Source organism: Nonomuraea sp. NPDC048881 (genome assembly GCF_040649795.1).
Classification (GTDB): Bacteria; Actinomycetota; Actinomycetes; order Streptosporangiales; family Streptosporangiaceae; genus Nonomuraea.
Window position 1 is genome coordinate 128,201 of record NZ_JBEZGC010000005.1, and the last position, 26,207, is coordinate 154,407.

At 72.4% G+C, this 26,207-nt stretch carries 28 protein-coding genes; 14 read left to right on the top strand and 14 right to left on the bottom strand.

Annotated features, from left to right (window positions below; all coding sequences use genetic code 11):
- Positions 1-3 precede the first annotated feature (3 nt).
- The 3 genes from AB0C33_RS19160 to AB0C33_RS19170 form a co-directional block, all read right to left on the bottom strand.
- A complete protein-coding gene (locus AB0C33_RS19160) occupies positions 4-711 on the bottom strand; it encodes a zf-HC2 domain-containing protein (RefSeq protein WP_358289406.1) in 708 nt (235 codons plus the stop codon).
- Positions 708-1,202, bottom strand: coding sequence for a sigma-70 family RNA polymerase sigma factor (locus AB0C33_RS19165; protein WP_352355860.1), 495 nt, complete (start codon positions 1,200-1,202; stop codon positions 708-710). Before AB0C33_RS19165 ends, AB0C33_RS19160 begins: the two co-directional genes overlap by 4 nt.
- Before the next feature lie 173 nt (positions 1,203-1,375).
- Complete coding sequence (locus AB0C33_RS19170; RefSeq protein WP_358289409.1) at positions 1,376-1,957, bottom strand: hypothetical protein; 582 nt, start codon at positions 1,955-1,957, stop codon at positions 1,376-1,378.
- 309 nt (positions 1,958-2,266) lie between these two features.
- On the opposite strand from AB0C33_RS19170, the gene AB0C33_RS19175 reads away from it, so the two are divergent.
- On the top strand, positions 2,267-3,853 hold the full coding sequence (locus AB0C33_RS19175; RefSeq protein ID WP_358289412.1) for a Coagulation factor 5/8 type domain-containing protein: 1,587 nt from the start codon (positions 2,267-2,269) through the stop codon (positions 3,851-3,853).
- Between the two features lie 18 nt (positions 3,854-3,871).
- Here the strand turns inward: AB0C33_RS19175 and AB0C33_RS19180 are convergent, their stop codons facing one another.
- On the bottom strand, positions 3,872-5,077 hold the full coding sequence (locus AB0C33_RS19180) for an MFS transporter (protein ID WP_358289414.1): 1,206 nt from the start codon (positions 5,075-5,077) through the stop codon (positions 3,872-3,874).
- A gap of 79 nt (positions 5,078-5,156) precedes the next feature.
- Between AB0C33_RS19180 and AB0C33_RS19185 the strand changes: the two genes are divergently transcribed.
- Positions 5,157-6,071, top strand: a complete 915-nt coding sequence (locus AB0C33_RS19185) for a LysR substrate-binding domain-containing protein (protein ID WP_358289417.1) — start codon at positions 5,157-5,159, stop codon at positions 6,069-6,071.
- Here the strand turns inward: AB0C33_RS19185 and AB0C33_RS19190 are convergent.
- Both AB0C33_RS19190 and AB0C33_RS19195 read right to left on the bottom strand, forming a co-directional pair.
- Positions 6,037-6,927, bottom strand: a complete 891-nt coding sequence (locus AB0C33_RS19190) for a hypothetical protein (protein WP_358289420.1) — start codon at positions 6,925-6,927, stop codon at positions 6,037-6,039. The two genes, AB0C33_RS19185 and AB0C33_RS19190, sit on opposite strands and share 35 nt — an antisense overlap.
- Before the next feature lie 57 nt (positions 6,928-6,984).
- On the bottom strand, positions 6,985-8,256 hold the full coding sequence (locus AB0C33_RS19195; RefSeq protein ID WP_358289423.1) for an MFS transporter: 1,272 nt from the start codon (positions 8,254-8,256) through the stop codon (positions 6,985-6,987).
- Positions 8,257-8,308: 52 nt separating this feature from the next.
- On the opposite strand from AB0C33_RS19195, the gene AB0C33_RS19200 reads away from it, so the two are divergent.
- Together AB0C33_RS19200 and AB0C33_RS19205 are read left to right on the top strand one after the other, a co-directional pair.
- Positions 8,309-9,181, top strand: a complete 873-nt coding sequence (locus AB0C33_RS19200; protein ID WP_358289426.1) for a winged helix-turn-helix transcriptional regulator — start codon at positions 8,309-8,311, stop codon at positions 9,179-9,181.
- A 26-nt stretch (positions 9,182-9,207) separates the two neighbouring features.
- Positions 9,208-9,654 (top strand): GNAT family N-acetyltransferase, encoded by a 447-nt coding sequence (locus AB0C33_RS19205; protein ID WP_358289429.1) that lies wholly within the window; start codon positions 9,208-9,210, stop codon positions 9,652-9,654.
- Between the two features lie 6 nt (positions 9,655-9,660).
- On the opposite strand, the gene AB0C33_RS19210 is transcribed toward AB0C33_RS19205, so the two are convergent.
- On the bottom strand, positions 9,661-10,587 hold the full coding sequence (locus AB0C33_RS19210) for a WYL domain-containing protein (RefSeq protein WP_358289432.1): 927 nt from the start codon (positions 10,585-10,587) through the stop codon (positions 9,661-9,663).
- A 92-nt stretch (positions 10,588-10,679) separates the two neighbouring features.
- Here AB0C33_RS19210 and AB0C33_RS19215 point away from each other — a divergent pair, with 92 nt between their 5' ends.
- The 3 genes from AB0C33_RS19215 to AB0C33_RS19225 all read left to right on the top strand — a co-directional run bounded on the left by AB0C33_RS19215 (position 10,680) and on the right by AB0C33_RS19225 (position 12,380).
- Positions 10,680-11,093: a VOC family protein gene (locus AB0C33_RS19215; protein WP_358289435.1), complete on the top strand. Its 414-nt coding sequence runs from the start codon at positions 10,680-10,682 to the stop codon at positions 11,091-11,093.
- A 5-nt stretch (positions 11,094-11,098) separates the two neighbouring features.
- Positions 11,099-11,455 carry a hypothetical protein gene (locus AB0C33_RS19220; protein WP_358289438.1) on the top strand — a complete coding sequence of 119 codons (357 nt, stop codon included), beginning with the start codon at positions 11,099-11,101 and terminating at the stop codon, positions 11,453-11,455.
- A gap of 118 nt (positions 11,456-11,573) precedes the next feature.
- On the top strand, positions 11,574-12,380 hold the full coding sequence (locus tag AB0C33_RS19225; protein ID WP_358289441.1) for a CPBP family intramembrane glutamic endopeptidase: 807 nt from the start codon (positions 11,574-11,576) through the stop codon (positions 12,378-12,380).
- Between the two features lie 141 nt (positions 12,381-12,521).
- On the opposite strand, the gene AB0C33_RS19230 is transcribed toward AB0C33_RS19225, so the two are convergent.
- The gene (locus AB0C33_RS19230; RefSeq protein WP_358289444.1) at positions 12,522-13,463 is read right to left on the bottom strand and encodes a hypothetical protein; all 942 of its coding nucleotides are present in this window, start codon (positions 13,461-13,463) and stop codon (positions 12,522-12,524) included.
- A gap of 175 nt (positions 13,464-13,638) precedes the next feature.
- Here AB0C33_RS19230 and AB0C33_RS19235 point away from each other — a divergent pair, with 175 nt between their 5' ends.
- Together AB0C33_RS19235 and AB0C33_RS19240 are read left to right on the top strand one after the other, a co-directional pair.
- Positions 13,639-14,400 (top strand): MerR family transcriptional regulator, encoded by a 762-nt coding sequence (locus AB0C33_RS19235; protein ID WP_358289447.1) that lies wholly within the window; start codon positions 13,639-13,641, stop codon positions 14,398-14,400.
- Positions 14,397-15,005 (top strand): hypothetical protein, encoded by a 609-nt coding sequence (locus tag AB0C33_RS19240; protein ID WP_358289450.1) that lies wholly within the window; start codon positions 14,397-14,399, stop codon positions 15,003-15,005. Before AB0C33_RS19235 ends, AB0C33_RS19240 begins: the two co-directional genes overlap by 4 nt.
- 40 nt (positions 15,006-15,045) lie before the next feature.
- Here the strand turns inward: AB0C33_RS19240 and AB0C33_RS19245 are convergent, their stop codons facing one another.
- The 3 genes from AB0C33_RS19245 to AB0C33_RS19255 form a co-directional block, all read right to left on the bottom strand.
- Complete coding sequence (locus tag AB0C33_RS19245) at positions 15,046-16,545, bottom strand: M28 family metallopeptidase (protein WP_358289453.1); 1,500 nt, start codon at positions 16,543-16,545, stop codon at positions 15,046-15,048.
- Between the two features lie 122 nt (positions 16,546-16,667).
- Positions 16,668-17,609, bottom strand: coding sequence for an ATP-dependent DNA ligase (locus AB0C33_RS19250; RefSeq protein ID WP_358289456.1), 942 nt, complete (start codon positions 17,607-17,609; stop codon positions 16,668-16,670).
- A gap of 33 nt (positions 17,610-17,642) precedes the next feature.
- Positions 17,643-18,479: a helix-turn-helix transcriptional regulator gene (locus tag AB0C33_RS19255; RefSeq protein ID WP_358289459.1), complete on the bottom strand. Its 837-nt coding sequence runs from the start codon at positions 18,477-18,479 to the stop codon at positions 17,643-17,645.
- A gap of 78 nt (positions 18,480-18,557) precedes the next feature.
- Between AB0C33_RS19255 and AB0C33_RS19260 the strand changes: the two genes are divergently transcribed.
- From AB0C33_RS19260 to AB0C33_RS19270, 3 genes are all read left to right on the top strand, one after another.
- Complete coding sequence (locus AB0C33_RS19260) at positions 18,558-19,322, top strand: SDR family oxidoreductase (protein WP_358289462.1); 765 nt, start codon at positions 18,558-18,560, stop codon at positions 19,320-19,322.
- A 65-nt stretch (positions 19,323-19,387) separates the two neighbouring features.
- Positions 19,388-19,780, top strand: coding sequence for a CoA-binding protein (locus tag AB0C33_RS19265; protein WP_352319836.1), 393 nt, complete (start codon positions 19,388-19,390; stop codon positions 19,778-19,780).
- Positions 19,781-19,815: 35 nt separating this feature from the next.
- On the top strand, positions 19,816-20,097 hold the full coding sequence (locus tag AB0C33_RS19270) for a hypothetical protein (RefSeq protein WP_358289466.1): 282 nt from the start codon (positions 19,816-19,818) through the stop codon (positions 20,095-20,097).
- A 2-nt stretch (positions 20,098-20,099) separates the two neighbouring features.
- On the opposite strand, the gene AB0C33_RS19275 is transcribed toward AB0C33_RS19270, so the two are convergent.
- Positions 20,100-20,564, bottom strand: a complete 465-nt coding sequence (locus AB0C33_RS19275; protein ID WP_358289469.1) for a hypothetical protein — start codon at positions 20,562-20,564, stop codon at positions 20,100-20,102.
- Positions 20,565-20,641: 77 nt separating this feature from the next.
- The gene (locus AB0C33_RS19280; RefSeq protein WP_358289472.1) at positions 20,642-22,036 is read right to left on the bottom strand and encodes a cytosine permease; all 1,395 of its coding nucleotides are present in this window, start codon (positions 22,034-22,036) and stop codon (positions 20,642-20,644) included.
- A 113-nt stretch (positions 22,037-22,149) separates the two neighbouring features.
- On the opposite strand from AB0C33_RS19280, the gene AB0C33_RS19285 reads away from it, so the two are divergent.
- Positions 22,150-23,553: an MFS transporter gene (locus tag AB0C33_RS19285; RefSeq protein WP_358289475.1), complete on the top strand. Its 1,404-nt coding sequence runs from the start codon at positions 22,150-22,152 to the stop codon at positions 23,551-23,553.
- Positions 23,554-23,572: 19 nt separating this feature from the next.
- On the opposite strand, the gene AB0C33_RS19290 is transcribed toward AB0C33_RS19285, so the two are convergent.
- Entirely contained in the window at positions 23,573-24,457 is an 885-nt protein-coding gene (locus AB0C33_RS19290) for a cytochrome c oxidase assembly protein (RefSeq protein WP_358289478.1), read from the bottom strand.
- Between the two features lie 256 nt (positions 24,458-24,713).
- Here AB0C33_RS19290 and AB0C33_RS19295 point away from each other — a divergent pair, with 256 nt between their 5' ends.
- A complete protein-coding gene (locus tag AB0C33_RS19295; protein WP_358289481.1) occupies positions 24,714-26,054 on the top strand; it encodes an ATP-binding protein in 1,341 nt (446 codons plus the stop codon).
- The last annotated feature ends 153 nt before the right edge of the window (positions 26,055-26,207 follow it).

Genomic DNA, 26,207 nt, shown 5'->3' on the forward strand with positions numbered 1-26,207 from the left:
CGGTCACACCTGCACGGTCGCGAGGATGCGGCCGTCCAGGGTCTCGATGGTGAAGTGGTTGAGGTCGTCCTGGGTCAGGCTGGTGCCGCCGTGCAGCAGCAGGGGGTCGGGGGCGCCCGGGACGCCGTACCCCTTGTCGGGCACGCCCCAGCTCGCCACGGTCTCCGAACGGCCGTCGTCGCCGAAGGCCACCAGCCGGCACTTCAGCGGCCCCTTGACGCCCTTGAGCTCCAGCGCCACGTGGGTGCCCCAGCCCTTGTCCTCGACGCCCACCACGCCGGACACGCCGGTCGCGGGGTCGTTGACCGGGTAGGTGCGGCCGGTCATGAGCAGGGCGCGGGCTGGGCTGTGCACGCTGTCGGGGTTGGGGCCGGAGGTCGCCGCGTTGACGGCGAGGAAGACGCCGGTCGCGACGAGGAAGCACGCGGCGGCCGACATGAGCCCCCGGTGGAGGGTGCGGCGGCGGCGCTCCACGGCGGCCCGGCGCACCAGCAGCGACTCGACCGGGGAGTCCAGTTCTGCATCGACCGGTCCGGCGCGCAGGTCGTCGGGATCGACGTCGCGCATCAGCTCCCCCATGGCCGCGAACGCGCCGACCTCGCCGGCGCAGCTCGGGCAGCCGTGCAGGTGGCGTTCGAAGGCGTTGCGCTCGTCGTCGTCCAGCAGGCCCAGCGCGTACGCCGCCACGTCCTCGTGGTGCACTTCGTTCACGGGAGCCCCACCCCCCTTTCCTCCAATGCGATGCGTAACGCCCGCATCGCGTAGTACACGCGGGACTTCACCGTGCCCACGGGCACGCCGATCGTCTCCGCGGCCTCCTGCAGTGTGCGATCGCGCAGGAAGGTCTCCGTGAGCACCTGGCGGTGCGCCGGCGACAACGAGAGCATGGCGTCGGTCACCACGATCTCGCGCAGCAGGCGGTCGTCCTCGGCGGCCACGGCGTTCGCCCGTTCCGGGACCTCCTCCACGGTGTCGAGGGGACGCGTGCCGGCCCGCCGCCGGTCGTCGATCACGACCCGGCGGGCCACGGTGGCCAGCCAGGGCATCAACGAGCCGTTGTCGGTCCGCAGGTCCCCCAGGTTGCGCCAGGCGCGTACCAGCGTCTCCTGGACGACGTCCTCCGCCCAGCGCCGGTCGCCGCCCGTCAGCCGCACGGCGAAGGCCATCAGCGGGGACCCGTATTCGCGGTACAGGGCCCGCACCATGGCCTCGTCGGTCACACGATGATTCACGCGGCGACTCCTCGCGCTGCGTACATCATGAAATGTCGCCCGGATAACTACTGATATTGAATTATTGCCCTAGCACGGGCGAGGAACAAGATACGGGATTTGCATCAATCCCCCCGCCTGTTGATTCATCGATAAAAAGCTGATCATTCCCCCGATGACGCACGCCCGTGCCGACCCGCCGCTCGCGGCCGTACCTCCGAACGCGCCGGCTCGTGCGGACCGGCCCAGGCCTCGGCCTCGCGCAGCAGGTCGCGCACCGAGGCGTGCCGGGCGGAGGCCGCGTGCCCGAGCAGGACGCGCACCAGCTCGATCGCCGTCGGCCGGGCGGCCGGGTCCGGCCGGCGGCACCGCTCGACCAGTCCGCGCAGCGGGGCCGGCAGCCGGCCGGGGTCGTCGCCGCCCCCGGTGTGCCCGGCGGCGGCGAAGACGATCACGTCGGCCCACTCGCGCACGTCGGCCGGCGGGAGGTCGCTGCTCCGCGGGCCCGGCGCGAACGACGTCTCGCCGAGCGGCCCGACCAGCACGTTGTGCGGCCCGAGCCGCAGCCCCGCGATCCCGGTCAGATGCAGCCTGGCCATGGTGGCGGCCGTGCCCAGCGCGAGCCGGTGCAGCGCCTCCCCCTCGTACGGCCCCGCCGCCGCGACCACGTCGGCCAGCGGCTCACCCATGCCCAGGTAGTCGCGCGGCCGAAGGGCCAGCCCGCCACCCCATCCCTGACTGTCCATCGCCGTCCTCCGGCTCGGTGCTCGTCGTCAGGGTGTACGCCGTCCCGCGCGGGCCGGGTTCAACGGCTCCCATGCGGAAAACTCATGGAACGGCCGTGAAGAACTCGTAGCTGTGACCGTTCGGGTCGCGCACGTAGACGCCCCTGCCGCCGCCCAGGTCGCTGGTCCGCCCGTCGCATTCGACGACGTGGGCGCCTGACATTTCGGTCGCGAATTTAGATGAGATCAGCTCATGTTCGGTCTTGCCGGGACCCTTCCGGCGGTGGATGCTTGCGGCGACCCCGGTACCGCAGCCTGGGAGGTGGTCCCGTGTTCCACCGTCTCATCCGCCGGGCGGCCGCAGCCGTCCTTCTCCTGACCGGCGCGCTGGTCGCGCCGTCCGTCCCGACCGCCGCCGCGCACGCCGCCGCCGCCGTGAGCGGCTTCGTGGACGGCCACAGCCACCTGTTCTCGTACGAGACGTTCGGCGGCATGCTCATGTGCGGCAAGCCGTTCGACCCCGACGGCATCGAGCACGCGCTGACCGACTGCCCCGACCACTACCCGAACGGCGAGCTGGCCTGGTACGAGAACTTCACCAGGACCGGCAAGCCCACCGGCACCCACGACCCGGTGGGCTGGCCCACCTTCCGCGACTGGCCGGCCAACGACTCGCTGACCCACCAGCAGGCGTACTACACCTGGGTCGAGCGCGCCTGGCGCGGCGGGCTGCGGGTGCTGGTCAACGACCTGGTGGCCAACCGGCAGCTGTGCGCGATCTACCCACTGAAGAAGTACTCCTGCGACGAGATGACGTCCATCCGCCTGCAGGCCCAGCGGGCCCGCGAGCTGCAGGACCACATCGACGCCGAGTCGGGCGGCCCCGGGCGCGGCTGGTTCCGCCTCGTGAACGACCCCGCCGAGGCCAGGAGCGTGGCCGCGGCCGGCAAGCTGGCCGTCGTCCTCGGGATCGAGACGTCGGAGCCGTTCGGCTGCCGGCAGATCCTCGGCATCCCGCAGTGCACGAAGTCCCAGATCGACCGGGGCCTGGACGAGATGTACGCGCTCGGCGTGCGCAGCATGTTCGTCTGCCACAAGTACGACAACGCGCTGTGCGGCGTGCGCTTCGACTCCGGCACCCAGGGCGCGATCGTCAACGTCGGCAACCTGCTGTCCACCGGCTCGTTCTGGCAGGCCCGCACCTGCACCGGCCCCGAGCACGACAACACCATCGACCCGGCCGGCGTGCTGCCCGACCAGATCGCGCGGCTGCTGCCGCCGGGCGTCTCGCTGCCGCTGTACCCGCCGGCGCCCCACTGCAACACCCGGGGGCTGACCTCGCTCGGCACGTACATGGTCCAGGGCCTGATCCGGCGCGGCATGATGGTGGAGATCGACCACATGAGCGTGAAGGCCGCGGCCCAGACGCTCGGCCTGCTGGAGGCGGCCCGCTACCCCGGCGTGATCTCCTCCCACAGCTGGGCCGACCCGGGCTTCTTCAGCCGGATCTACGCCCTTGGCGGCATGATCACCCAGTACGGCCACAACTCCCCGGACTTCGTCGCGGAGTGGCGGCGCACCGCACCGCTGCGGCAGCAGTACAACGTCCCCGGATACGGCTACGGCCTGGACGTCAACGGCATGGGCCGCCTGCCCGCCCCGCGCGCGGGCAACGCCGCGAACCCGGTGACGTACCCGTTCACGTCCTTCGACGGGAGCGTTCGCCTCGACCGCCAGCGCACCGGGCAGCGGGTCTGGGACGTCAACGTCGACGGCGTGGCCAACTACGGCCTGGTCCCCGACTGGATCGAGGACATGCGCCTGCTCGCCGGTCAGGACATCGTCCGTGACCTGGCGAGCGGCGCGGAATCGTACCTGCGGACCTGGGAGGCGACCGCCGCGCGGCGACTGCCCTGAGGCCGGCGTCCCCGTCGTTCACGCGACCGGCTGGACGGACCGCGAGGTCCGCCGGCCGGTGGCGAGGTTGAGCAGCAGCGAGGCCGCGGTCAGCGCCACGCCGAACCACACGACGCTGGTCACGCCGACGTTGTCGGCGAACAGCCCGCCGAAGAGCGCGCCGAGCGCGATGGAGGTGTTGTACGCCATCGTGTTGAGCGACATGGCCGCCTCGAAGGTCTCCGGCGCGGCGGCGAGCGTCATGTTGACCTGGGCGAGCTGCACCACCCCGAACGACAACCCCCAGACGACCAGCGCCACGATCGCCCCCGTGGCGCTGCCGCCGAGCGCGAGCAGCAGCAGCATGGCCGTCACGAGCCCCGCGGCGCCGACGACGAAGCTGCCCCGCAGGCTGCGGCTCACGGTGTGCCCGGCGACGAAGTTGCCGATCGCGCCGGCGACCCCGAACACCATCAGCACCCCGGTCACCAGCAGCGGCGAAGCGCCCGCGTTGGCCTCCAGGAAGGGCCGGACGAAGGTGTAGGCCCCGAAGTGGCCGAGCACGAACAGCACCACCGTGAACAGCACCATGCGCAGCGGCACGTTCCGCAGCGGGAGCCCGAACACCTCGCGGACCGAGACGGCGTTCGCCGACGGCAGCGACGGGATCGCGGAGGCGACCGCCAGGAACACCAGCCCGCTCAGCCCGCTCCAGATGAGGAACGTGGTGCGCCAGTCGGTGAGGCTCTCCAGGAAGGTGCCGAGCGGGATGCCGACCACGGTAGCGACCGAGATGCCGGACATCACGATGGCCGCGGCCCGGTTGGCGTGCCGTTCCTCGACCAGCCGCATCGCCATGCTCACGCCGATGGCCCAGAACACGCCGCTGGCGAAGCCCAGCAGCAGCCGCGTCGACAAGATCACCGTGTAGCTCGGCGCGATGCCGGTCACCAGGTTGCCCACGGCCAGCACCGCCAGCAGGACCGACAACAGCACCCGCCGGTTGACCCGCCGCGACCACGCCACGATGAACGGCACCCCCAGCCCGGCCGACACGCCCTGCAACGTCACCATCAACCCGGCCGCGCCCACGGAGATGCCCAGATCCTCGCTGAGCGGGGTCAGCAGCCCCACCGGCATCAACTCGGTCGTGAGGAAGACGAAAAGGCTGGCCGTGATCGCGGCGACCCCCGCCCACGCCCGGAAGGCGGAGCGCGTCGCCTGCGGAGAAAGAGTTTGCGTCATGCGCCCAGCCTGCCGACACTCCATCGATGAGTCCAACACATAGTTTTCATCACGTTCGATCGTCTGACACGATTGATCCATGGAGCTTCAACAGCTGCGGTACGTCCTCGCCGTCGCCGAGACCAGCAACTTCACCCGGGCCGCCGAGCGCTGCCGGGTCGTGCAGTCGGCGCTCAGCCACCAGATCGCCGCCCTGGAGCGGGAGCTGGGCGCCCGGCTGTTCGAGCGCACCAGCCGCCGCGTGCGGCTGACCGCGGCCGGGGAGGCGTTCCTGCCCGCGGCCCGCGACTGCCTGGAGGCCGCCGACCGGGTGCGGACCGACGTCGCGGCGGCCAGCGGCGAGATCCGCGGGCGGCTCGCCGTCGGCTCGATCCCCACGGTCTCCGCCGTGGACCTGCCGGTCGTGCTGAAGGAGTTCCGCCGCCGGCACCCGCGGGTGCGCATCACGCTGGTCTCCGCGGGCAGCGAAGACCTGATCGAACGCGTCCGGCGCGGCGAGACGGACGTCGCCTTCCTCGGCCTGCCGACCCGCGCGGAGCCGAAGGCCGTGCAGAGCCGCCCGCTGGCCCGGGGCGAGCTGGTCGCCGTCGTCGCCCCGGACCACCCCCTCGCGGGCGGCGAGAGCGACCTGCGCGGCCTCGCCGACGAGCCGTTCATCGACTTCCGCGCCGGTCACGCCGGGCGCATCCAGTCGGACGTGGCGTTCGCGGCGGCCGGCGTCCACCGCGAGGTCGCCTTCGAGGTCACCTCCGCCGAGTTCATGGTCGACCTGGTCCGGCACGGCCTCGGCGTGGGCCTGCTCCCCGCCGCCTACGCCCCCCGCTTCCCGAACCTCGGCCTCGTCCGCCTCCGCGACGCCCCGGCCCGGGTGGAGCACCTGATCTGGGGCGCCCACCCGTCCGCGGCGGCCACGGCGTTCCTCGGCCTGATCGGCCCGTCGTCCGGCGGCGGGAGCGGGGTCAGCCGCGCAGCAGCGGCTGGCCCGGGAGCTTGACCTTGGTCTTCATCAGGCTGGGCGCGCCGTTGCCGCCGATGTTGACGAAGTAGAGCGCCTTGCCGTCGAAGGCCAGGCTGGCGGGGCTGTCCAGCTTGTCGGCCAGCACCTCCACGCCGCCGCCGGTGCGGACGATGCTGAGGGTGTTGCCCGTGTAGCTCGGCACGTAGAGCTGCCCGCGCACGTCGAAGGCCACGCCGTCGGCCCCGGCCAGCTTGGCGTCCTTGACGTACACGGTCGGCACGCCCGCCTTGCCGCCCTTGCCGTACGGGACGCGGACGATCTGTCCTTCGTCGGACACGGCCACGTAGAACGCGCCCGAACGCCAGGCGATGCCGTTCGCCCCGGTGCCGTCCGAGCCGACGAACAGGGACGACTTGGCCCAGACCGCCGCCTTGCCGTCGGTCACGCGGTAGACGACGCTGTTCGTGGTGTCGGTGACGTAGAGCGCGTGGTCGGGCCCGAAGGCCAGGCCGTTGGCGAAGCCGATCGGCAGCGCGGCGTAGAGCTTGGCCTCGCCGTAGGAGGTGATCCGCCAGATGCCGTTGGTGGCGGCCTCACCGGAGTTGAGCGCGGCGTAGACGTTGCCCTGGCGGTCGGTGGCCAGGCCGTTCAGCTTGCCCTCGCCGATGGGCAGGGCGGCCAGCAGGCTGTCGGTGCCGGTGCTGTCGACCTTCCTGATCTCGCCCTTGGTCAGCAGGCCGACGTAGATCGTGCCGTCCGGGGCGACGGTGACGCCCTCGGTGAGGTCGCTGTACGGCTGCACGACGATCGGGCGCAGTGCGGCGGCCTGGGCCGGCGTGGCGACCAGCGTCAGCAGCGCGGCGGTGGAGAGGAAGAGGGGGATGCGCTTCATGGCTGTGATCCTGACGCCGCAAGATCGCCATGACGTCACCGCCACTTCCGCGAATCATCATGTGATCGGCACACCATGCGCGCCGGGGCTCTCCTCGCTCCCCTGATGGTCGGTGAGGTCGCGCAGGCGCCGGATCGGCGAGGCCAGCAGGACCAGCGGCACGCAGACGGCCGCGACGACGAAGATCAACAGGGTCGCCCGCGCGCCGAGCAGCCCGGCGATCACCCCCGCGACCAGCCCGCCGACCGGGATCGCGCCCCAGGAGACGAAGCGGACCGTGGCCATCACCCGGGACAGCAGCTCGGGCGGGCTGGCGAGCTGCCGGTACGTCCGGGTCACCACGCTGAGCACCACGACCCCGGCGGCGAACACCACGTTGCCGACGGCGAACGCGGCGAAGCCCGGCCAGCCGTCGCCGAGCGGGATGACCAGCGCCCCGGCCACCACGACGAAGCCCGCGCCGACCAGCGTCCGGGCGGTGCCGAACCGGGCCGTGAGCCGGCTGGTCGTCGCCGCGCCGATCAGCGTGCCGACGCCCTCCACCGCCAGCAGCAGGCCGACGAGGCCGGGCTCGGCGTGCAGCTCGCGTACCAGGTAGAGCGCGTAGAGCGCGTGCTGCGCCCCGCAGACCGTGTTCACCGCGGTGGCGGCCCACATGCACGGACCCATGACCGGGTGACGCACGACGAACCGCCGGCCTTCGCGGATCATCTCGCGCATCGGCGGCCAGCGGTCGGGGGTCTCGGGACGGCGTTCGGGCAGGGTCCGCAGCAGCAGGGCCGAGACGAGGTAGCTGACGGCGTCCACGAGCAGGGTGGGCACCGCCCCGAGCACCTGGACGACGAGCCCCCCGACCGACGGCCCGCCGAGCTGGGTGGTGGCGTGGGTGCCGGAGGTCAGGCTGTTGCGGGACTGCAACTGCTCCTTGCTCACGATCGACGGCAGGAAGGTCGCGTTGGCGACGTCGAAGAGCACGTTCGCGAAGCTGGTCACCAGGGCCACGATCACCAGCTGGGCGATGGTCAGCTCGTCCAGCCACCAGGCCACCGGGATGGACACGATGGCCGCCGCGCGCGCCAGGTCGGCGGCGACCTGCACCGTCCGCATCGGAAGCCGCTGCACGATCACCCCGGCGGGCAGGCCGATCACGATCCAGGCGACGTAGGCGGCGGCGGCGATCACGCCCATCTCGAACGCGGAGGCGTCGAGCACGGTCAGGGCGGTCAGCGGTAACGCCACCGCGCCGACCGCCGAGCCGACCGCGCTGGTCGTGCCGGCCGTCCACCACCGCCAGAAGACGGCCGCGCCACCTCCGCCGTCGATCCCCATCCCGCACCTCCGGCAAGTAAGTTCCAGAATGGAACGCACTATACTGGAGACCGTGAAGCGCGCCGATCTCCCCGACTCCGACTGCGGCATCGCGCAAGCCCTCGGCGTGATCGGCGACTGGTGGACGTTCCTGGTCGTACGCGACATCGCGGGCGGCACCACCCGCTTCGACGGCCTGCAGCGCGAGCTCGGCGTCAGCCGCCGGGCCCTGGCCGAACGCCTGGCCAAGCTGGTCGAACACGGCGTGCTCGAACGGCGGCCCTACTCCACCCGCCCGCCGCGCCACGACTACGTGCTGACGGCGAAGGGCGAAGGTCTGCTGCCGGCGCTCGTCGCCCTCCAGGACTGGGGCGTGCGGCACGTGATGGGCGACGGCGCCCTGACCGCCACCAGCCAGAACGGCTCCGCCGAGAGCCGTCGCGTGCACGAGCTGGTCGGCCGGAAGATCCCCGGCGTCCTGCTGGAACGCCACGACGGCGAGCCGGTCGCGCCCAGCGCGCCGGGCGTCTGGACGGTGCTCTACTTCTTCCCCGGCGCGTTCGCCCCGGACGCCCAGGACTACCCGCCCGGCTGGGCCGACATCCCCGGCACGAAGGGCTGCACCCTGGAGGCTCTCACCTACGCGTCACGGTTCGCCGACTTCGAGGCGGCGGGCGCCACGATCCGCGGCGTGAGCACCCAGCGCCCCGACCAGCTGGCCGCGTTCGTCACGCACGCGAAACTCCCCTTTCCCCTGCTGTCCGACCAGAACGACAGGCTCGCCGCCGGGTTGCTGCTGCCGACCTTCCGGACGGCCGGCGTCGACCGATTCAAGCGCCTCACCCTGCTGGTCGACCCCGACGCGGTCGTCCGGGCCGTGCAGTTCCCGATCACCGATCCGGCCGGTTCGGTGGACGAGATGCTCGCCCTCGTCCGCGACCGCTGACCGTCGGCCTACGGCAGGATGGCGCCATGCTGGAGATCGACTTCCTGACCGAACCCGACCGCGCCCGCTGGGAAGTGCTGGCCCGCGGACAGGACGCCTACTTCGACACCGAACGCGACGACGACGCCTACGAACGGACCTGGCGGCGCCTGATCGACGACGAGCAGACCCGCGGGATCACCGCCCGCCTGGACGGCCACATGGTGGGCATCGCGCACTACCTGTTCCACGCCAGCGTCTGGTACGCCGGGAGGTGCTACATGGCGGACCTGTTCGTGGATGCCGAGTTCCGGCGGCGGGGCATCGCGACGGCGGTGATCGAGTGGGTGGCCCGCGACGCCAAGGACCACGGCTACCCCAGCCTCTACTGGAACACCCTCGAAGACGCCCAGGCCCGTGCCCTTTACGACAAGATCGGCAGATTCCACGAGGGCCTCATCCTCTACACCTACCGCCGCGACACCGCCCGGTAGGGGCCGTCAGCCGCCGCCGTACAGCGTTGTGAGCTGCGCGGCCAGCTTCGTCAGCTCCTGCTGGACGGACTCCGGGCCCTCCACGACGACGAGGTCGCCCCAGCCCGCGAGCTGGCGGGCGATGTCCAGCGCGGTCGGCGCGGTGAGCGTGACGCGCACCCGCTCCCCGTGGGAGATCACCTCGCAGTGGCGGCCGAAGCGGTCGCGCAGGACGCGCAGGTAGCGGGGCTCGATGGTCGCGGTGGCCGTGGTCGTCGCGCGGCGGGCCTCCATCGCGGTGACGACCTCGTCCCAGGCCGTCGCGAGGTCGAAGTCCGCCGGGCGTTCGGCCGGCTCGTCGGTGACCTCGGCGTCGGTGACCCGGTCGACGCGGAAGGTCCGCTGCCCGTCGGGGGTGCCGGCGATCAGGTACCAGGTGTCGTCCTTGTCGACGAGGCCGTACGGCGCGACGACGCGCTCCCGTCCTGAGTAGGTGAGGCGGACCTTCCGGCGCCGGACCACCGCGTCCTCCAGCAGGTTGACGAGCGCGGGCCGGGCACGGCGGTGCTCGCCCCAGCGGGCCGGATCGACCACGACGGCGTCCGCCGCCGCCTCGGCCTCCTGCCGGAACGTCGAGGGCAGGGCGCGTACGAGCTTGCGCAGCGCCGCCTTGGCCTCGGGCGCGATCGCCGCGGCCGGGCCGAGCAGCAGGAACAGCGCCCTGGCCTCGGAGGCCTTGAGCCCGGACAGGTCGGTGCGGGCGCCGCCGAGCAGGGCCCATCCGCCGCCGCGCCCGGCCTGCGGGTAGACGGGGATGCCCGCCGCCGACAGGGCCTCCAGGTCACGGCGCGCCGTGGCGACCGAGACCTCCATCTCGGCGGCGATGTCCGCCGCCGTCACCCGTCCGCGCGACTGCATCAGCAGCAGGACGGCCACCAGTCGATCCGCTCTCATGTCTTCGACGATGCCAGAAAAAGTGCTCATTCGATGAGCACTTTGCCTGGCAGCATCGATCTCACAAGCCACCGCACGAAAGGCGCGAGGACATGCTCCGCGGACTCACCACCATCAGCTTCTACGCCCACGACGTCGCCGCCGCCCGCGACTGGTACGCCGACCTCCTCGGCATCCCCGCCTACTTCCAGCGCCCCGAACAGGGCGACCCCGTCTACGTGGAGTTCCGCGTCGGCGACTACCAGCACGAACTCGGCATCATCGACGCCCGCTTCGCCCCGCAGAGCTGGAGCACCGAAGACGGCGGCGCCATCGTCTACTGGGCCGTCGACGACCTGGAAGCCACCTGGGACCGGCTGCTGGAGATGGGCGCCACCCCCTACGACGAGCCCACCGAACGCGGCCCCGGCTTCACCACCGCCTCGGTCCGCGACCCCTTCGGCAACATCCTCGGCATCATGATCAACCACCACTACCTCAACGTCCTCACGAGCCGGAAGGGCTGACCACGATGACCGACGACGCCCTGCGCCTGGACGACGCCGCCGCCTGGAAGTCCTGGCTCGCCGAGCACCACGAGACGGCCGCCGACGTCTGGCTGCTGATCGCCAAGAAGAACAGCGCCGCGACCACCGTCACCCTCGACGAGGCCCTGGACGAAGCCCTGTGCCACGGCTGGATCGACAGCCACCGCAGGGCCTTCGACGGCGACCACTACCTCCAGCGCTACTCGCCGCGCGCCCGCCGGAGCCCCTGGTCCCGCATCAACGTCGCCAAGGCCGAGGCGCTGACGGCCGCCGGCCGGATGCGCCCGGCGGGCCACGCCGCGATCGAGGCCGCCAAGACCACCGGCCGCTGGCCCGCCTGACGCCTTCCCGCTCGGCAGGGACGCTCCGGCCCCTCGTGACCTGCGCCTTTCACGGGGCTCGAAGCCGTGTCAGAACGATGTCAGGGCCGTGTCGGGTCGCCCGGCCACGATTGCCGGCATGGACACAGCAACGCGGCCCCCGGCCGGCGCCCACCCGACAGGCTTCGTCGCGAAGCTCCTCGCGGACCGTCACTCCGTCCCGCTCTCCATCGCACTGCACCTGGTGCCCGGCGCGGCCATCGTGGCCGTGTACGCGTTCGTCGCCGCCCCGCTGGTGCGGGCCATGGGCGCGCCGATCTTCGCGGCCTGGGCCATGGCCCTCGCGATCGTGCTCTTCCCGCTCCAGCTGTTCCTGCTGTGGCTGGGCAGGAAGCAGACCGGCCGCTTCACGCTGAAGGGCGTCGTCCGCTACCGCGACAAGCCGCTCACGCGCCGCAAGGTCATGTGGCTCGGGGGCGCGTGCCTGGTGTGGATGACCGTCGTCTCGCTCGCGCTGACCCCGCTGGACAACCTCGTCTACGACTGGTTCTTCACCTGGGTGGACTACCAGGGCGCCGGCCCCGACGGCACCACCTACCTCCAGGGCTACCCGCAGGCGGTCGTGCTCACCACGCTGCTCGTCTGCGGGCCGTTCACCGGCTTCACCCTGCCGCTGATCGAGGAGTACTACTTCCGCGGCTTCCTGCTGCCCCGCCTGCCGCAGCTCGGCAAGTGGGCCCCGATCTTCAACACCCTCCTGTTCTCCGTGTACCACTTCTGGGCCCCCTGGACGGTCCTGTCGAAGCTCGTCTTCCTCTACCCCGGCGTCTGGCTGGCCTGGAAGAAGCAGGACATCCGCATCTCGATCACCATGCACCCCGGCACGACGCTCCTGATGACCGTCGTCGGCATCGTCGCCCTCGCCTCCGGCGCCGCCTCGATGTGAGCCGCCCCCTTCCCCGGAACGACGAAGGCCACGACCCCGCAGCGTTGTGCGGGGCCGTGGCCGTACGGTTTTCCCTGCCGGACGAACACGCCGGCCCCCCCGTCGGTCCGGTTGCGGACGAAGGCGGCGCTCGACGAGCGGCTACTCGGGGCGCAGCAGCTGCTCGCGCCTGGTCAGCAGCCGCGACTGCTCGGCCAGCAGCTGGCCGCGCCGCCCCTTCAGATGCGCCCTGGTCTCGCGCACCCACTGCGCCAGCCGCTGCACCTCGGCCCTGGTCTTCTCGATGCGCTGATGCTTGAGCACGTCGCTGATGACGTTGTCGAAGAAGGCGTCCACGAACCATCGCGTGTCCACCTTGGGCATCACCGGCCGGGACGCGATCCCGGTGTCGGCCAGCTCGCGGGAGAAGACGTCCAGAGCCCGCTGGGCGTGCCAGGCGGCCTTGTCGGCGCTGGTCAGCCTGTCGTGCTCGAAGGCGTCGGCGATCAGGCCGCCGCCGAACACGTCGAAGGTGGAGGCCGTCCTGGCGGAGTCGAGCAGGCGCAGCACGACGGCCAGTGCCTCGTGCGCGCCCTGCCCCGCCTGCTGGGCCTCGTCGCACTCACGCACCTCGGCGCTCAGCCGGTCGAGCGCGGCGCCGAGGTCGGCCAGCTCCCGCGCCCGCGGATCGCCGCTCCGGACGATCTGCTGCTCCTTCTCGACCAGCAGTCGCGCGTACTCGCGGGAGGCGGGGTCGAGCACGGCCAGCTCGGCGTCGGCCGCCGCCACGTCGGCTTCGAGCTGGGCGAGCCGGGCGCGGTGACCGTCCACGCGTTCCCTGGCCACCACCACCTCGGCGCGCTCGCGTGCCAGCCGCTCCTCCCGGTTGCCCAGCAGGCGGGACAGGACGGCGGACAGGCCGCCCTCCAGCCGGGCGACGTCGCGCTCCTCGTCGGCCAGCTCGGACTCCAGGCCCTGGAGGGTGTCGCGGACGTCCGCGATCTGCTGCGCGGCGTTCCCGCGCAGCCGCCGGACGTGTTCGGCGCGGTGCATCCTGGCGGACGCCTCGCGCAGCCGTTCGTCAAGTTCCGGGGAGGGGGTCACGCAATGAACGACGAACAGCCCGGACCAGACGTTCCTCCGGCCGTGCGGAGAGTGCTCATTCGATGAGCACTCTGCCGGGAAGCATCGATCTCACCAGCTACCTGAACGTCCTCGCCAGCCGGACCGCCTGAGACCGGCTTGACCTTGACGCGGCGTCAAACTGTTCAATGAGGGCATGCGGATCGGCGAGTTGGCCGCGCTGGTCGGGGTTTCCACCCGTACCGTGCGCTACTACCACCACCTGGGAATCCTGCCCGAGCCTGAACGTCTTCCCAACGGCTACCGGGAGTACCGGCTGCGCGACGCCGTACGGCTGGCGCGGGTGCGGCATCTGGCCGGGCTCGGGTTGTCGCTGGAGGAGTTGCGGGACGCGCTGGCCGACGACCGTGGCGTGGACTTCCGGGAGGCGTTGCAGGAGCTGGACGCCGACCTGGCCAGGCAGCAGGAGGCCATCGCGGCGCGGCGGGCCCGGCTGGCGGCGTTGCTCGCGCAGCCCGGCCTGAGCCCGGAGTCGATGATGTCCCCCGACGCGGCGGCCGTGCTGCGTGACCTGGGCGGCGGCGGGTCGGCCTTCGGGGCGTTGGACCACGAGCTGCTGACCCTGGCCACCATGTTGTCCGACGAGGAGGGCCAGGCGGGCCTGGCCGAGCTGATGCGCCCGATGACCGAGCCGGGCGCGCTCGCCGCCGGGCACGAGCTGTACCGGCGGCTGGACGAGCTGGCGGACGCGCAGGCCGGGGACGAGCGGATCGGGCCGCTCGCCGCGGACATGGCCGCCCACATACCGGACGAGCTGGCCGGGATGGTGCCCTCCGGCCCGGGGGCCGACCTGTCCTGGATGGAGACGATGGTCGGCGAGTTGTCGCCCGCGCAGGCGGAGGTGCTCCGGCTGCTGTTCACCACACTCACGGAGACCGACGCCAAGGAGAAGACGTGATGATAAGCGTGGTGCGCGCGGTCCTCAGGTTCGAGCTGGCGGGGCTGACCAGCGTGGCCCTGTGGGCGGCCCGGCGGCGGCACGGCGTCCCGGCGGGGGCGACCGCCGTGTCGTACGCCAAGGAGCAGACGTTCACCCTGGGCCTGTTCATGTTCGCGATGGTCGTCGAGACGGCGGTCGTGGACCTGCTGCTGGTGGTGAACGACGTGCCGGCGGCGATCCGCGTGCCGGTGCTGGTGGGTGACCTGTACAGCCTGCTGTTCGTGGTCTTCATGGCCGCCGCCTCCGTCACCAGGCCGCACGTGGTCACCGAGGACGAGCTGCGCGTCCGGTACGCCGCCTACTTCGACCTGCGCGTGCCGCGCGACCTCATCGCCTCCGTCCGGACCGTCCAGAACTACAACGAGGCGGGGCTGATCAGCGTGGACGGCGGCCGGCTGGGCGTCGCGGTCGCGTCCAGGACGAACGTGACGGTGGAGCTGACCGGGCCGGTCGTCGCGGTGCGGCCGCTCGGCGGGCGGGCCGAGGTCACCTCGATCCGCTTCTTCGCCGACGACCCCGCCGCCGCGGTCGCCGCCCTGCGCTCCCCGAGCCGTACACGCTGAGGGATCCCGGGCGGGCGGCGACCCGCCCGGGATCGCCTGCTCAGCGTGCCGACTGCGAAGTGAGCGCGGTCTTCGCGGCGGCGGCGGTCCGCGGCGGGATGCCGTTCAGGTTGAAGGCGAACCTGGCCGTGGAGTCGGCCACGGCGTCGGCGTCCACGTCGAGCGCGGTCGCGTTGATGTTGGCGATCGTGTCGCACGCCTGGTGGTAGCAGGAGTCGTAGGGCTGGCCTGCGACGCCGCCGAACAGCGCGGCCTCCTCCGCCGTCTTGATGCCCTCGGCGCCGGTGAAGATGCCGCCCGCGGGGATGCCGACCGCGATGAACGGCCCGTAGTCGGAGCGTCCGTCGAAGTCGGTGCCCACGGTGGGCAGGTGGCGGGAGGCGTAGAAGTCGGCGAGCTGCCGCTCGATCTGCGCCGATCCGGGCGGACCGGCCGGCGAGCCCTGGCCGTCGGAGTCGTCGCCGTCGTACAGCTTGTACGCGTAGTTGGGCGAGGCGACCATGTCGAAGTTCAGGTATACCCTGATCCGGTCGCGCTGGGCCTGGGACAGCTTCTCGACGTACTGGTCGGAGCCGAGCAGGCCGATCTCCTCGGCGGCCCAGAACGCGAAGCGCACCTTGTTCTTGACCGGGAAGAGCGCCATCTCCTCGGCCACTTCGAGGATGGTCGCGCTGCCCGAGCCGTTGTCGTTGACGCCGGGGCCGACGGTCACGCTGTCGAGGTGCCCGCCGACCATGACGACGTTGCGCGGGTCGCCGAACCGGGACTCGGCGATCACGTTGTCGTTGGTGCCCAGGACGAGGTTGGCGTCGACCTTGAGCCGCACGGTCGGCGAGCCGGTGGCCAGCTCGTTGCCGACGGCGAAGTCGGCGAAGACCATGGGCACGTTCGCCCGCCACTCGCCGATGTCCAGCGGGAACGCGTCGGTCCGGCCCGGCTGGCCCTCGTTGAACACGATGATCCCGGACGCGCCGGCCCGGCCCGCGTTGCGGATCTTCTGGGCGAACGCGCAGGTGCCGCGCTGGATGAGCGCGATGCGCCCGGCGACGAACCCGGCGAAGTCCGACTCCTCGCAGCCGCTGGTCGAGGTGGGCGTCGGGGTCGGGGGCAGGGTCAGGTCCACGCCCTGGACCTGCGCGGTCACGTCCCCGGCGGGTGAGGGCTGGAAGGAGTAGAAGTCCTCGTTCGGCACGTACGACTTGGCGTCCGGCGCGGTCCGGTTGAGCGTGGGCGGGCTGTTCTCGGTCCAGCTCTCGACGAAGTTGATCGGCTGGAACGTGACCTTGTAACCGGCCTTGCGCAGCTTGCCCGCCACGTAGTCGCGGGAGGCGTTGTAGCCGGGTGTGCCGGCGGCGCGGGTGCCGCCGTTGGCGTTGGCGATGGATTGGAGTGCTTCCAGGTGCTTCTTCACGTTCTCGCCCTTGACCTGCTTCACCAGCAGCTTGGCGAAGACGTCGTCGAGCGGGCCCGCGCTCGCCGGGACCGCCATGGCGACGGGTAAGGCGAGAGCGGCGACCAAAGCGATGATGATTCTGCGCATGCAGGCTCCCCTAGGAGTGAGATGCGGAGAAATCCCCCGAGCCGCAATGATTCGCAAGGTAGCCCGTCGAAGCAGCCCTGAGAAGGTCTACCGGCCTACGCCAATGCGTCAATATCCGGACACTACGATGACTCGGCACGCCGGGCGCGGGCGCGACGCTTGCCCTCGTGCATCGCCTGGACGCGGGCCACCGGGATGGTGTGCCCCTCCGTGACCAGGTCGGCGGGCAGCTCGCGCGGCTCCGGCATGAGCTCGGCCCACGGGTCGCGCCCGCCGAGCAGCCCGGCCGCGTTGTGGATGGTGAAGTCGGCGGGCACGACCTGGTCGAGCTCGTCCCAGGGGACGGGGAACGAGACCGGCACGCCCGGCCGCACCCGCGGGCTGTAGGCCGACACGACAGTCGCGCCGCCGGCCCTGGTGGAGTCGATGAACACCTTGCCCGCGCGGTCGTCCCTGATGAAGGCCGTCGTGGCCAGCGCCGGGTCGAGCCGCTCGGCGCGGGCGGCCAGGGCCCGGGTGGCCGCGGCCAGGTCGTCCATGGCGGTGCCCGGCGGGACGGGGACGAACACGTGCACGCCCTTGGCGCCGCTGGTCTTGACCGCGCCCGCCAGCCCGGCGTCGGCGAGCGCCTGGCGGACGAGGTGGGCGGCCCGTACGGCGAGCGGGAAGGAGTCGTCGCCCTCGGGCGGGTCGAGGTCGAGGATCATGTGCGTGGGCCGGCCGTCCAGGAACAGCGCCGGGTGGTACTCGACGGCCCGCTGGTTGGCGAACCAGAGCAGGGTGCGCCGGTCGTCGCACAGCGCGTACGACACCTGCCTGCGGGACGCCTCGGCCCACACACTGACCGTCCTGATCCAGGAAGGGGCGTATTTGGGCAGGTTCTTCTGCATGAAGGGTTCCTGGCCCGGCCGTACCCGCAGCACCGACAGCGCGCGCCCGCGCAGCGCCGGGACGATGCGGTCGGCGACCGCGTCGAGGTAGTCGACCAGGTCGCGCTTGGTGGCGCCGGACCCGTCGAACAGCGGCTGGTCGAGGTTGGTCAGGGCGACGTCATCGGCGGTCACCCGCCCCACGATGCCCACTGGCCCGCGCCCGGGTCAACCACGGCCGGACCGGGCGAGTTCCCGCGAGGAGCCGATCTCCTCCCGCAGCCGGGCGACCACGCGGCCGGTGTCCGAGTCCGGGTCGGCCGTGTACATGACGATCGCCAGGTCGGGCTGGCCCGGCACGGCCAGGGTCTCGTACCCGAACTCCAGCTCGCCCAGCTCGGGGTGGCGCAGGCGCTTGGTCCCGTACGTCTTCTCGGCGACCCCGTGCTCGGCCCACAGGCGGACGAAGTCGGGGTCGGCCGACAGCTCGGCGACCAGCTCGGCCAGCAGCGGGTCCTCCGGGTGACGGCCGGCGTACAGCCGCAGGTACGCGACCGTGTCGGCGGCCACCTCGGCCCAGTCGGGGTAGAGGGTGCGCGTGTGCGGCGCCAGGAACACCTGGAGGAGCTGGTTGCGCCGGCCGTCCGGGACGCCGGCGAAGCCGCTGACGCGGTCGGCCAGCGCGTTCCAGGCCAGCACGTCCATCCGGGGCCCGAGGACGAACGCGGGCATGCCGTCGGCCAGGTCGAGCAGCCTGCTCAGTCCGGGCCGCAGGACGGGCCGGCGCACGTGCCTGGCCGGTCGGATCAGGTCGCGCAGGTGGGCGCGTTCGGTGTCGTCCATGCGCAGGACCCGGGCGACGGCGTCGAGCACGGCGTCGGAGACGTTCTGGACGCGTTCCTGCTCCAGGCGGATGTAGTAGTCGACGCTCACGCCGGCGAGCAGCGCGACCTCCTCGCGCCGCAGGCCGCTGACCCGCCGCCGCCCCGACGTGGGCAGCCCGGCGTCCGCCGGATGGATCCGGGCCCGACGAGAACGGAGAAACTGCCCCAAATCACCTTCCACCGCTTCAGGGTAGTACCGCCGTTACCAGGAAAAGCCGTGCGCTGGGTAAGTCCGTGCGGCTCGGCCAGGGTGAGAGCCATGACGAACTACGAGAACCTCTCGGGCCGCATCGCCGTCGTGACCGGAGCCGCCAGCGGCATGGGCGAGGCCACGGCCCGCCTGCTGGCCGCCAACGGCGCCAAGGTGGCCCTGCTCGCCCGCCGCGCCGACCGGCTGGCCGAGCTGGCCGCCAAGATCGACGCCGACGGCGGCACCGCGCTGCCCGTCACCGTGGACGTCACCGACGACGCGAGCGTGGCCGCCGCCGTGGAGGTCGTCCACACCGGGCTGGGCCGGGCCGACCTGGTCGTCAACGCGGCCGGCGTGATGCTGCCCAACCCCGTCCAGGACGGCCGCCTCGACGAGTGGACGCGCATGCTGGACACCAACGTCGCCGGCGTGCTCCGCGTCACCGGCGCCTTCGCCGCCGACCTGCTGGCCGCCGCCGACGCCGGACGGACGGCCGACCTGGTCAACATCTCCTCGATCGGCGCGCACGTCACGTTCCCCAACTACGCGGTCTACGGCGCGACCAAGGCGGCGCTGACCCACCTGTCGGCCTCGCTGCGCCCGGAGTTCGGCCCGCGGGGCGTGCGCGTGACCAACCTCGAACCCGGCCTGACCGCGACCGAGCTCGGCGACCACATCGACAACGCCGAGCTGGGCGCGCAGCTCGCCAGGATGTTCGAGGCGTTCACCCCGCTGACCGCCGACGAGATCGCCGACCTCATCGGCTACACGGTCAGCCGGGCCCGGCACGTCAACCTGCGCCAGGTGGTCGTGCTGCCGACCGCCCAGGCGTAGGCGGGAAGCCCGCGCGCGTCCGGCGTGTTGACGCCTGCATGGACGATCGTTTCGCGGATCAGCGCGTGATCAGGCAGCTGCTGCACGAGGCCGGGACGTGGGTGTTCGTGGGGCTCGGCGACGACCCGCAGCGCACGGCCTACGACCAGGCCCAGCGCATCCAGGCGCGGGGCAAGAAGATCATCCCGGTCCATCCGGCGGGCCGGCCGGTCCTGGGCGAGCCGGGCTACACGTCGCTGGCCGAGGTGCCGGTCAAGCCCGACGTGGTGGCGGTCTACCGGCGTTCGGAGTTCGCCGGCCAGGTCGTGGACGAGGCCATCGCGGCCGGCGCGAAAGCGGTGTGGCTGCCCATCGGCGTGATCGACGAGGCGGCCGCCCAGCGCGCCCTCGACGCCGGGCTCGACGTCGTCATGGACCGCTGCCCCGCGGTGGAATGGGCGTTGCGCCGCAACCCCTGATCGCGAGGTACGGTGCGGTGAGGGAGGGCGGATCCATGGAAGACGACCACATCACCACGATCGGCACATGCTTCGCGTGCAAGCGCACGTTCCCTTACACCACCGCGAACGTCACCATGATCACCATCGACCCGGAGACCGGCCTGCCTCCGGACCGGACGGTGCTCGGCACCCAGCGTGAGCCGGCCCCGGAGGCCCTGGCCCGGTCGGTGCCCGAGCCCGTCTGCCCCGACTGCCTGACCAGGGCACGCGAGTTCAAGGAGCGCATGAGCTCCCCCGCGCCGTTCGAGACCTGGCGCCGGCCCGGCCCGAACTGACCTCAGCCGGCCGGCGGCCGGGCGCTCCCGGCGCACAGCTCCTGGTAGGCCAGCGCCAGCAGGGTCACCACCGCCGTGCCCGCGGCGGGCCCCACGACGAGCGCCGCCGACAGCTCGCCCGCGTGCCAGCCCGCCGCCGTGATCGCCGCCGACGTCAGCACCGTGACGCCGAACGTCGCCGCCCACAGCGGCAGCAGCCGCAGGTAGGCGAACACCAGCGGGAACGCCGCCCACACGAACGGCGCCGCCGCCACCGCGAGCACGGCCCAGCACGCGGTCACCAGCCCCAGCCACACCCGCCCGAGCATCGGCCGCGGCGGGCCGCCCTGGATCACCTGACCCACGCCGTAGAGCAGCCCGAGCAGCACGCCACCGGCGGCCTCGGCGGACCGCTCCTCGCCCAGCACGGCCACCACCGCGCTCGCCAGCGACGCCCAGAAGGCGCCGTGGACGGACCATCTGAGCAACCGCAATACGGAAGACATCCACGGAAAGTCCATAACTGTTCACCAACAGTAACGGAAGCTTCCCGGTGCTGAGAAGGTCAGCGGCGGCGCAGGGTGAGCACGAAGTACAACACCCCGGCCAGCAGCAGCGCGATGACCACGCCGATGTTGGCCGCCCCGAACGTGCTGTTCCGCAGCTCGTCGCTCATCAGGAACCCGACGACCGCCGCGATGTGCTCGTCCGCGGACGTGATCAGGCCGACGCCCACGACCGAGGCGACCACCAGGGAGACCAGCCCGGCCGGGTTGAGGGCGGGCGCGCCGGGACGCAGCAGGCGCTCGTCGTAGGCGCGGCCGCCGTCCCGCAGCCGCCACATGTCCACCAGGAAGATCGCCACCCAGGCGGCCATCACCACGCCGATGATCGCCAGGAACGCCTGGAAGGTGCCGAAGAAGTTGTCGGAGACGAACAGCAGGTAGTAGCCGCCGAGCACCATGAGGAGCCCGTCGATCAGCACCGCCAGGTGCCGTCTGACCGGCACGCCGAGCGCCAGCATCGACAACCCCGACGAGTAGATGTCCATGATGGCCCCGGCCAGGAAGCCGCCGATCGCGGTCAGCAGGTACGGCAGCAGGAACCAGGTCGGCAACGCCGCCGCCAGCGCGCCCACCGGGTCGCCGCCCGCCGCCTCGGCCAGCTTCGGGTCGCCGCCCGCCAGCAGCACGCCGAACACCAGCAGCACCATCGGCGGCAGCGCGCCGCCCAGCGTCGTCCACAGGGCCACCGACCTGGGCCGGGAGCCGGCGGGCAGGTAACGGGAGTAGTCGGCGCCGCAGTTGACCCAGCCGAGGCCGAGCAGGGTCATGGAGAGGATGACGCCGCCCACCCAGCCGCCGGGGCCCGCCGTCGTCTCCAGCGAGCCGCCCAGCTTGGGCAGCATGAGGATCAGGTAGACGACGGTCAGCACGACGAACGCGTACGTCAGGTAACGCTGGACGACCATGATCATGGCGTGGCCGTACACGCCGACGGCGATCACGACCAGCGCCGCGACGGCGAAGCAGCCGGCGGTGGCGGTCGTCTCGGGGATCCCGGGGGCCACGCGGCGCAGGATGGCGGCCCCGCTCTGCGCGGAGAGCGTGACGAGCACGATCTCCCAGCCCACGTTCGACACGTACGACAACGCCGCGGGCAGCTTGTTGCCCTGGTACCCGAAGGGCGCCCGGCCCAGCGTCATCGTCGGCACGCCGGACCGGCTGCCCGCGACGGCGACCAGGCCGACCAGCAGGAACGACAACGCGTACCCGACCGCGCCGGTCACGACGGCGGGGACGACGCCGAGGCCGAGCCCGACGACGTACACGCCGAACGCCACCCCGAACAGGGACAGGTTCGCCCCCGCCCAGGGCCAGAACAGGTCGGACGGTCTTCCCCGCCGCTCGCTGTCGGGGACGGCGTTGATGCCGTTCCGCTCCACGGCCATCGTGTCCATGATCACTTGCTCCTTCGCGGGGGCCCGGCAAAGAAATCATTGTCCGCCTAGGACGATATTTCCCAGCCTGGGGGGAATCATGATCGCTGCCGCTGTTCCGCAGAGAGGTCGCGATGCAGGCACCCGGTTCCGACACGCGCAGGCGGGCACTGGGCGTGTGCCTGGTCGCGGCGTTCATGTCGGGCCTGGACGTGAGCATCGTCAACGTCGCCCTGCCCTCCATCCGCGCGGGCCTGCACGCCTCGGACGACGGCCTGCAGTGGACGCTGTCCGGCTACGCGCTCACGTTCGGCCTGCTGCTGGTCCCGGCCGGGCGGATGGGCGACGCCAGGAGCCGCAGGACGCTGTTCATGTGGGGCGTGGTGCTGTTCACGGCGGCCAGCGCGGCCTGCGGCTTCGCCTGGAGCATGCCGGTGCTGATCGCGGCCCGGCTCGTGCAGGGCATGGCGGCCGGGATGCTGAACCCGCAGGTGTCCGGCCTGATCCAGCAGATGTTCCTGGGCCACGAACGCGGCCGGGCCTTCGGCGCGCTCGGCGCGACCATCGGCGTGGCCACCGCCGCCGGGCCGCTGATCGGCGGCGCGCTGGTCACCGGGTTCGGGGCCGCGCAGGGCTGGCGGTGGGTGTTCCTGGTGAACCTGCCCATCGGGATCGCGCTGCTGCCGCTGGCCTGGAAGTGGCTGCCCGAGCCCGCCCCCGGGCCGGTGCGCACCGGGCGGCGGGAGAGCATGGACCCGGTCGGCGTGCTGCTGCTCGGCGTGGGCGTGGCGACGCTGCTGCTGCCGTTCATCCAGCAGCACCAGTGGAAGGGCGAGGCCAAGTGGCTGCTCGTGCCGGCCGCGCTGCTCGTGCTGGCCGGGTTCGTGCTCTGGGAACGGCTGTACCGCAGGGAGCCGCTGGTGGACCTGTCGCTGTTCGCCAGGCGGTCCTACAGCCTCGGGTCGGCCATCGCCCTGTTCTACTTCGCCGGGTTCACCGGGATCTTCTTCGCCTTCACCCTGTACCTGCAGAGCGGCGAGGGCTACAGCGCGCTGCTGGCCGGGTTGTCGATCACGCCGTTCGCGCTGGGGTCGGCCGGGTCGTCGGTGGTGGGCGGCAGGCTCGTGGGCCGGGCGGGCAGGAAGCTGGTCGCGGTGGGGCTCGGGACGGTGATCGCGGGCCTGCTGGCGACCATGGTGGCGACGCTGCTGGTGCCGGGGGCCGGCGTGGGCGCGGCGACCGCGCTGCCGCTGCTGGTCGCGGGCATCGGCAGCGGCCTGGTGATCTCGCCCAACCAGGCGATCACGTTGTCGGAGGTGCCGCCCGCGGGCGGCGGCAGCGCCGCCGGGGTGCTGCAGACCGGGCAGCGGCTCGGGTCGGCGATCGGCATCGCGGCGGCGGGCTCGGCGTTCTTCGGCTCGCTGCCGCAGGGCTGGCCGACGGCCTTCCGGCACGGCCTGTGGGTGGTGCTGGGGTTCGTGGTCATGGCGCTGGCCGCCGCCCTCTACGACCTCTTCCGCTCCCGCGCCGCCCACTGACCGGGCTGCTGCCGGGCGGTTACAGGTCGGCGGGGTCCGGATCGTCCTCGTCGCCGTACTCGGCGGGGGTGAGCGGGCCGCGGGTCCTCGCCGGCTCGCGGTCGGGGACGCGGACCCGCCGGACGGGCTCGGGCTCCCCCGGCACCCGGACGGTCAGCCCGGGGGCGAGCATCTCGACGCCGGCCTGCTCGGGAGTGCGCCGGGCCCGCCAGGACGCCGCCAGGGCCAGGGCGAGCAGCAGCTCCGCGGCGCCCCCGCCGTAGAACATGATCTCCGCCGCGCCCGTGAGCTGGTCGGACGGCACCGGCAGGTCCAGCCATCCGGCGTACATGACCCAGGACAGGCCCGCGTGCACGGCGACCGCCACCCCGACCACGGCCAGCCGCACCGGCACCGGCGGGCGGCGCGGCGCGGGGTCGGGCCCGGCGACGACCCAGGCGAACAGGTAACCGGTCAGCAGGAGGTACGCGTGCACCGGCGGCGCGGGGACGAGCCCGTACAGGGGCGTGCAGGACAGGGCCGCCATGCCGCCGGCGCTGAGCGCCAGCGCGGTCCACGGGTTGACCGGCAGGTGGACGGCGGGCCCGCGGAGCGCCAGGGTCAGGCGGCGGGCCTGCGCGACCGGCAGCGAGCGCAGCAGCAGCGTCACCGGCGCGCCCAGGGCCAGGAACAGGGGCGCCGCGATGCCGATCAGCAGGTGCTGGAGCACGTGGCCGCGGAAGTCGGTCGCGGCCAGCGCGGCGACGGGGTCGGTGAGCGCCACGGTCACCAGCGCGCAGCCGCCCGCGAAGCTCGCGGTACGCCACCGGCTCCACGTCGTCCGCCCGGCCAGCACCACGTACGTCACCAGCACGACGAGCGCCGGCGCGGCCCAGAACCCGCTCAGGTGGTGATGATGCGGCACAGATCGATCACCTCGCCCATGTGTCGCGGCAGCCGCCCGGCGAGGACCGGCGGCCTGCCCGTGGCGCCTCCCACGTGATCCACTATTCGAGCGCCACGCCGGGCCGCCCCGGCGGGACACCCCTCTTTGCGGGCCGCTTGCCGAATCTCGATCCGGACTTTTCCCCGTTCAGGTCTCCATGGGTAGGTCTCAGGGGATGGCGAAAAGGCTCTTTCCCCGCTCGATCCGCGGGCGCCTGACCACGCTCGCGACATTGGTGGCGGCAGTGGTCCTGGCCGTCACGGGCGCGCTCGCCCTCACCCTCGGGCCGGACAACCTGCACGGGCTGGTGGAGACCCGGGTGGAGCTGGCCGTCCGCAGGGTGGCCAGCGAGGCCCGCGCCGGGCAGCTGCCCGCGTCGCTGGAGGCCCCGGCCCGGGTGCAGCTCCTGCAGGTGGTCGACGCCGACGGACGCGTGCTGGCCACCAGCCCCGGCCTGCACCACGGCCAGCGGCTGTCCGGCATGCGGGTGGACAAGCCGGAGACCCTCTACAGCGCCGAAAGCACGCTCACCGGCCTCAGGGACGAGAAGGAGGCCCAGTACCTGATCATGGCGATGAAGGTGCGCACCCCCGACGGCCGGCTCGTCACGGTGTACGGCGCCTCCTCGCTCAGCGACGTCAACCGGGCGCTGTCCTGGCTGAACGCCATGGTGTTCCTCGGCACGCCCATCGCCCTGGTGCTCGTCGCCGGCATCACCTGGGTCGTGGTCGCCTCCGCGCTGCGCCCGGTCGAGCGCATCCGCGCCGAGCTCGCCGAGATCACCGGCCGCGACCTGAGCCGGCGCGTGCCCGTCCCCGACACCGGTGACGAGATCACCTACCTGGCCGCCACCACCAACCACACCCTCGACCGTCTCGAACGCTCGGCCGAGACCCAGCGCCGCTTCGTCGCCGACGCCTCCCACGAGCTGCGCAGCCCCATCTCCGCCCTGCGCACCCAGCTGGAGGTCGCCAACGCCTACCCCGACGAGACCGACTGGCCCGCCACCGGCGCCCGCGCCCTGGCCGCCGCCGAACGCCTCACCGGGATCATCGACGAGCTGCTCCTGCTGGCCCGCCTGGACGCCGGCGCCATCCCCGACCGCCGCGTCGTCGACATGTGCCGCCTGGCCGAGGAGCAGGTGCGCCGCCGCGAGGGCGGCAAGATCCCCATCGTCGTGGACGTGTGCGCCCACGCGCCCGTCCTCGGCTCGCCCGTCCAGCTCGACCGGCTGCTGACGAACCTGCTGGACAACGCCACCCGGCACGCCGCGCACCGGATCGACCTCAAGGTGTCGGTGGAGGGCGACCACGTCTACGTCTCGGTCACCGACGACGGCGACGGCATCCCGCCCGCCGACCGCGAGCGCGTCTTCGAACGCTTCACCCGGCTGGAGGACGCCCGCCGGAAGGAGAAGGGCGGCAGCGGGCTCGGCCTGCCGCTGTCCCGCGAGATCTGCGCCTCGCACGGCGGCACACTGAAGGTCGCCGACCACGAGCCGGGCGCCCGCCTGGTGGCCTGCCTGCCGCTGTACCGCGAACAGGAACGCCCCGCCGACTCACCGCACCGGTCCTGACGTCCGGCTCACCGCACCGCGTCCTGACGTCCGGCTCACCGCACCGCGTCCTGGCGTCCGGCTCACCGCACCGCGTCCTGGCGTCCGGACGCACGCCGTCGCGCTCTGTCCGGACGCACGCCGTCGCCGTTCTGTCTGGAAGGGCCGGAGGGC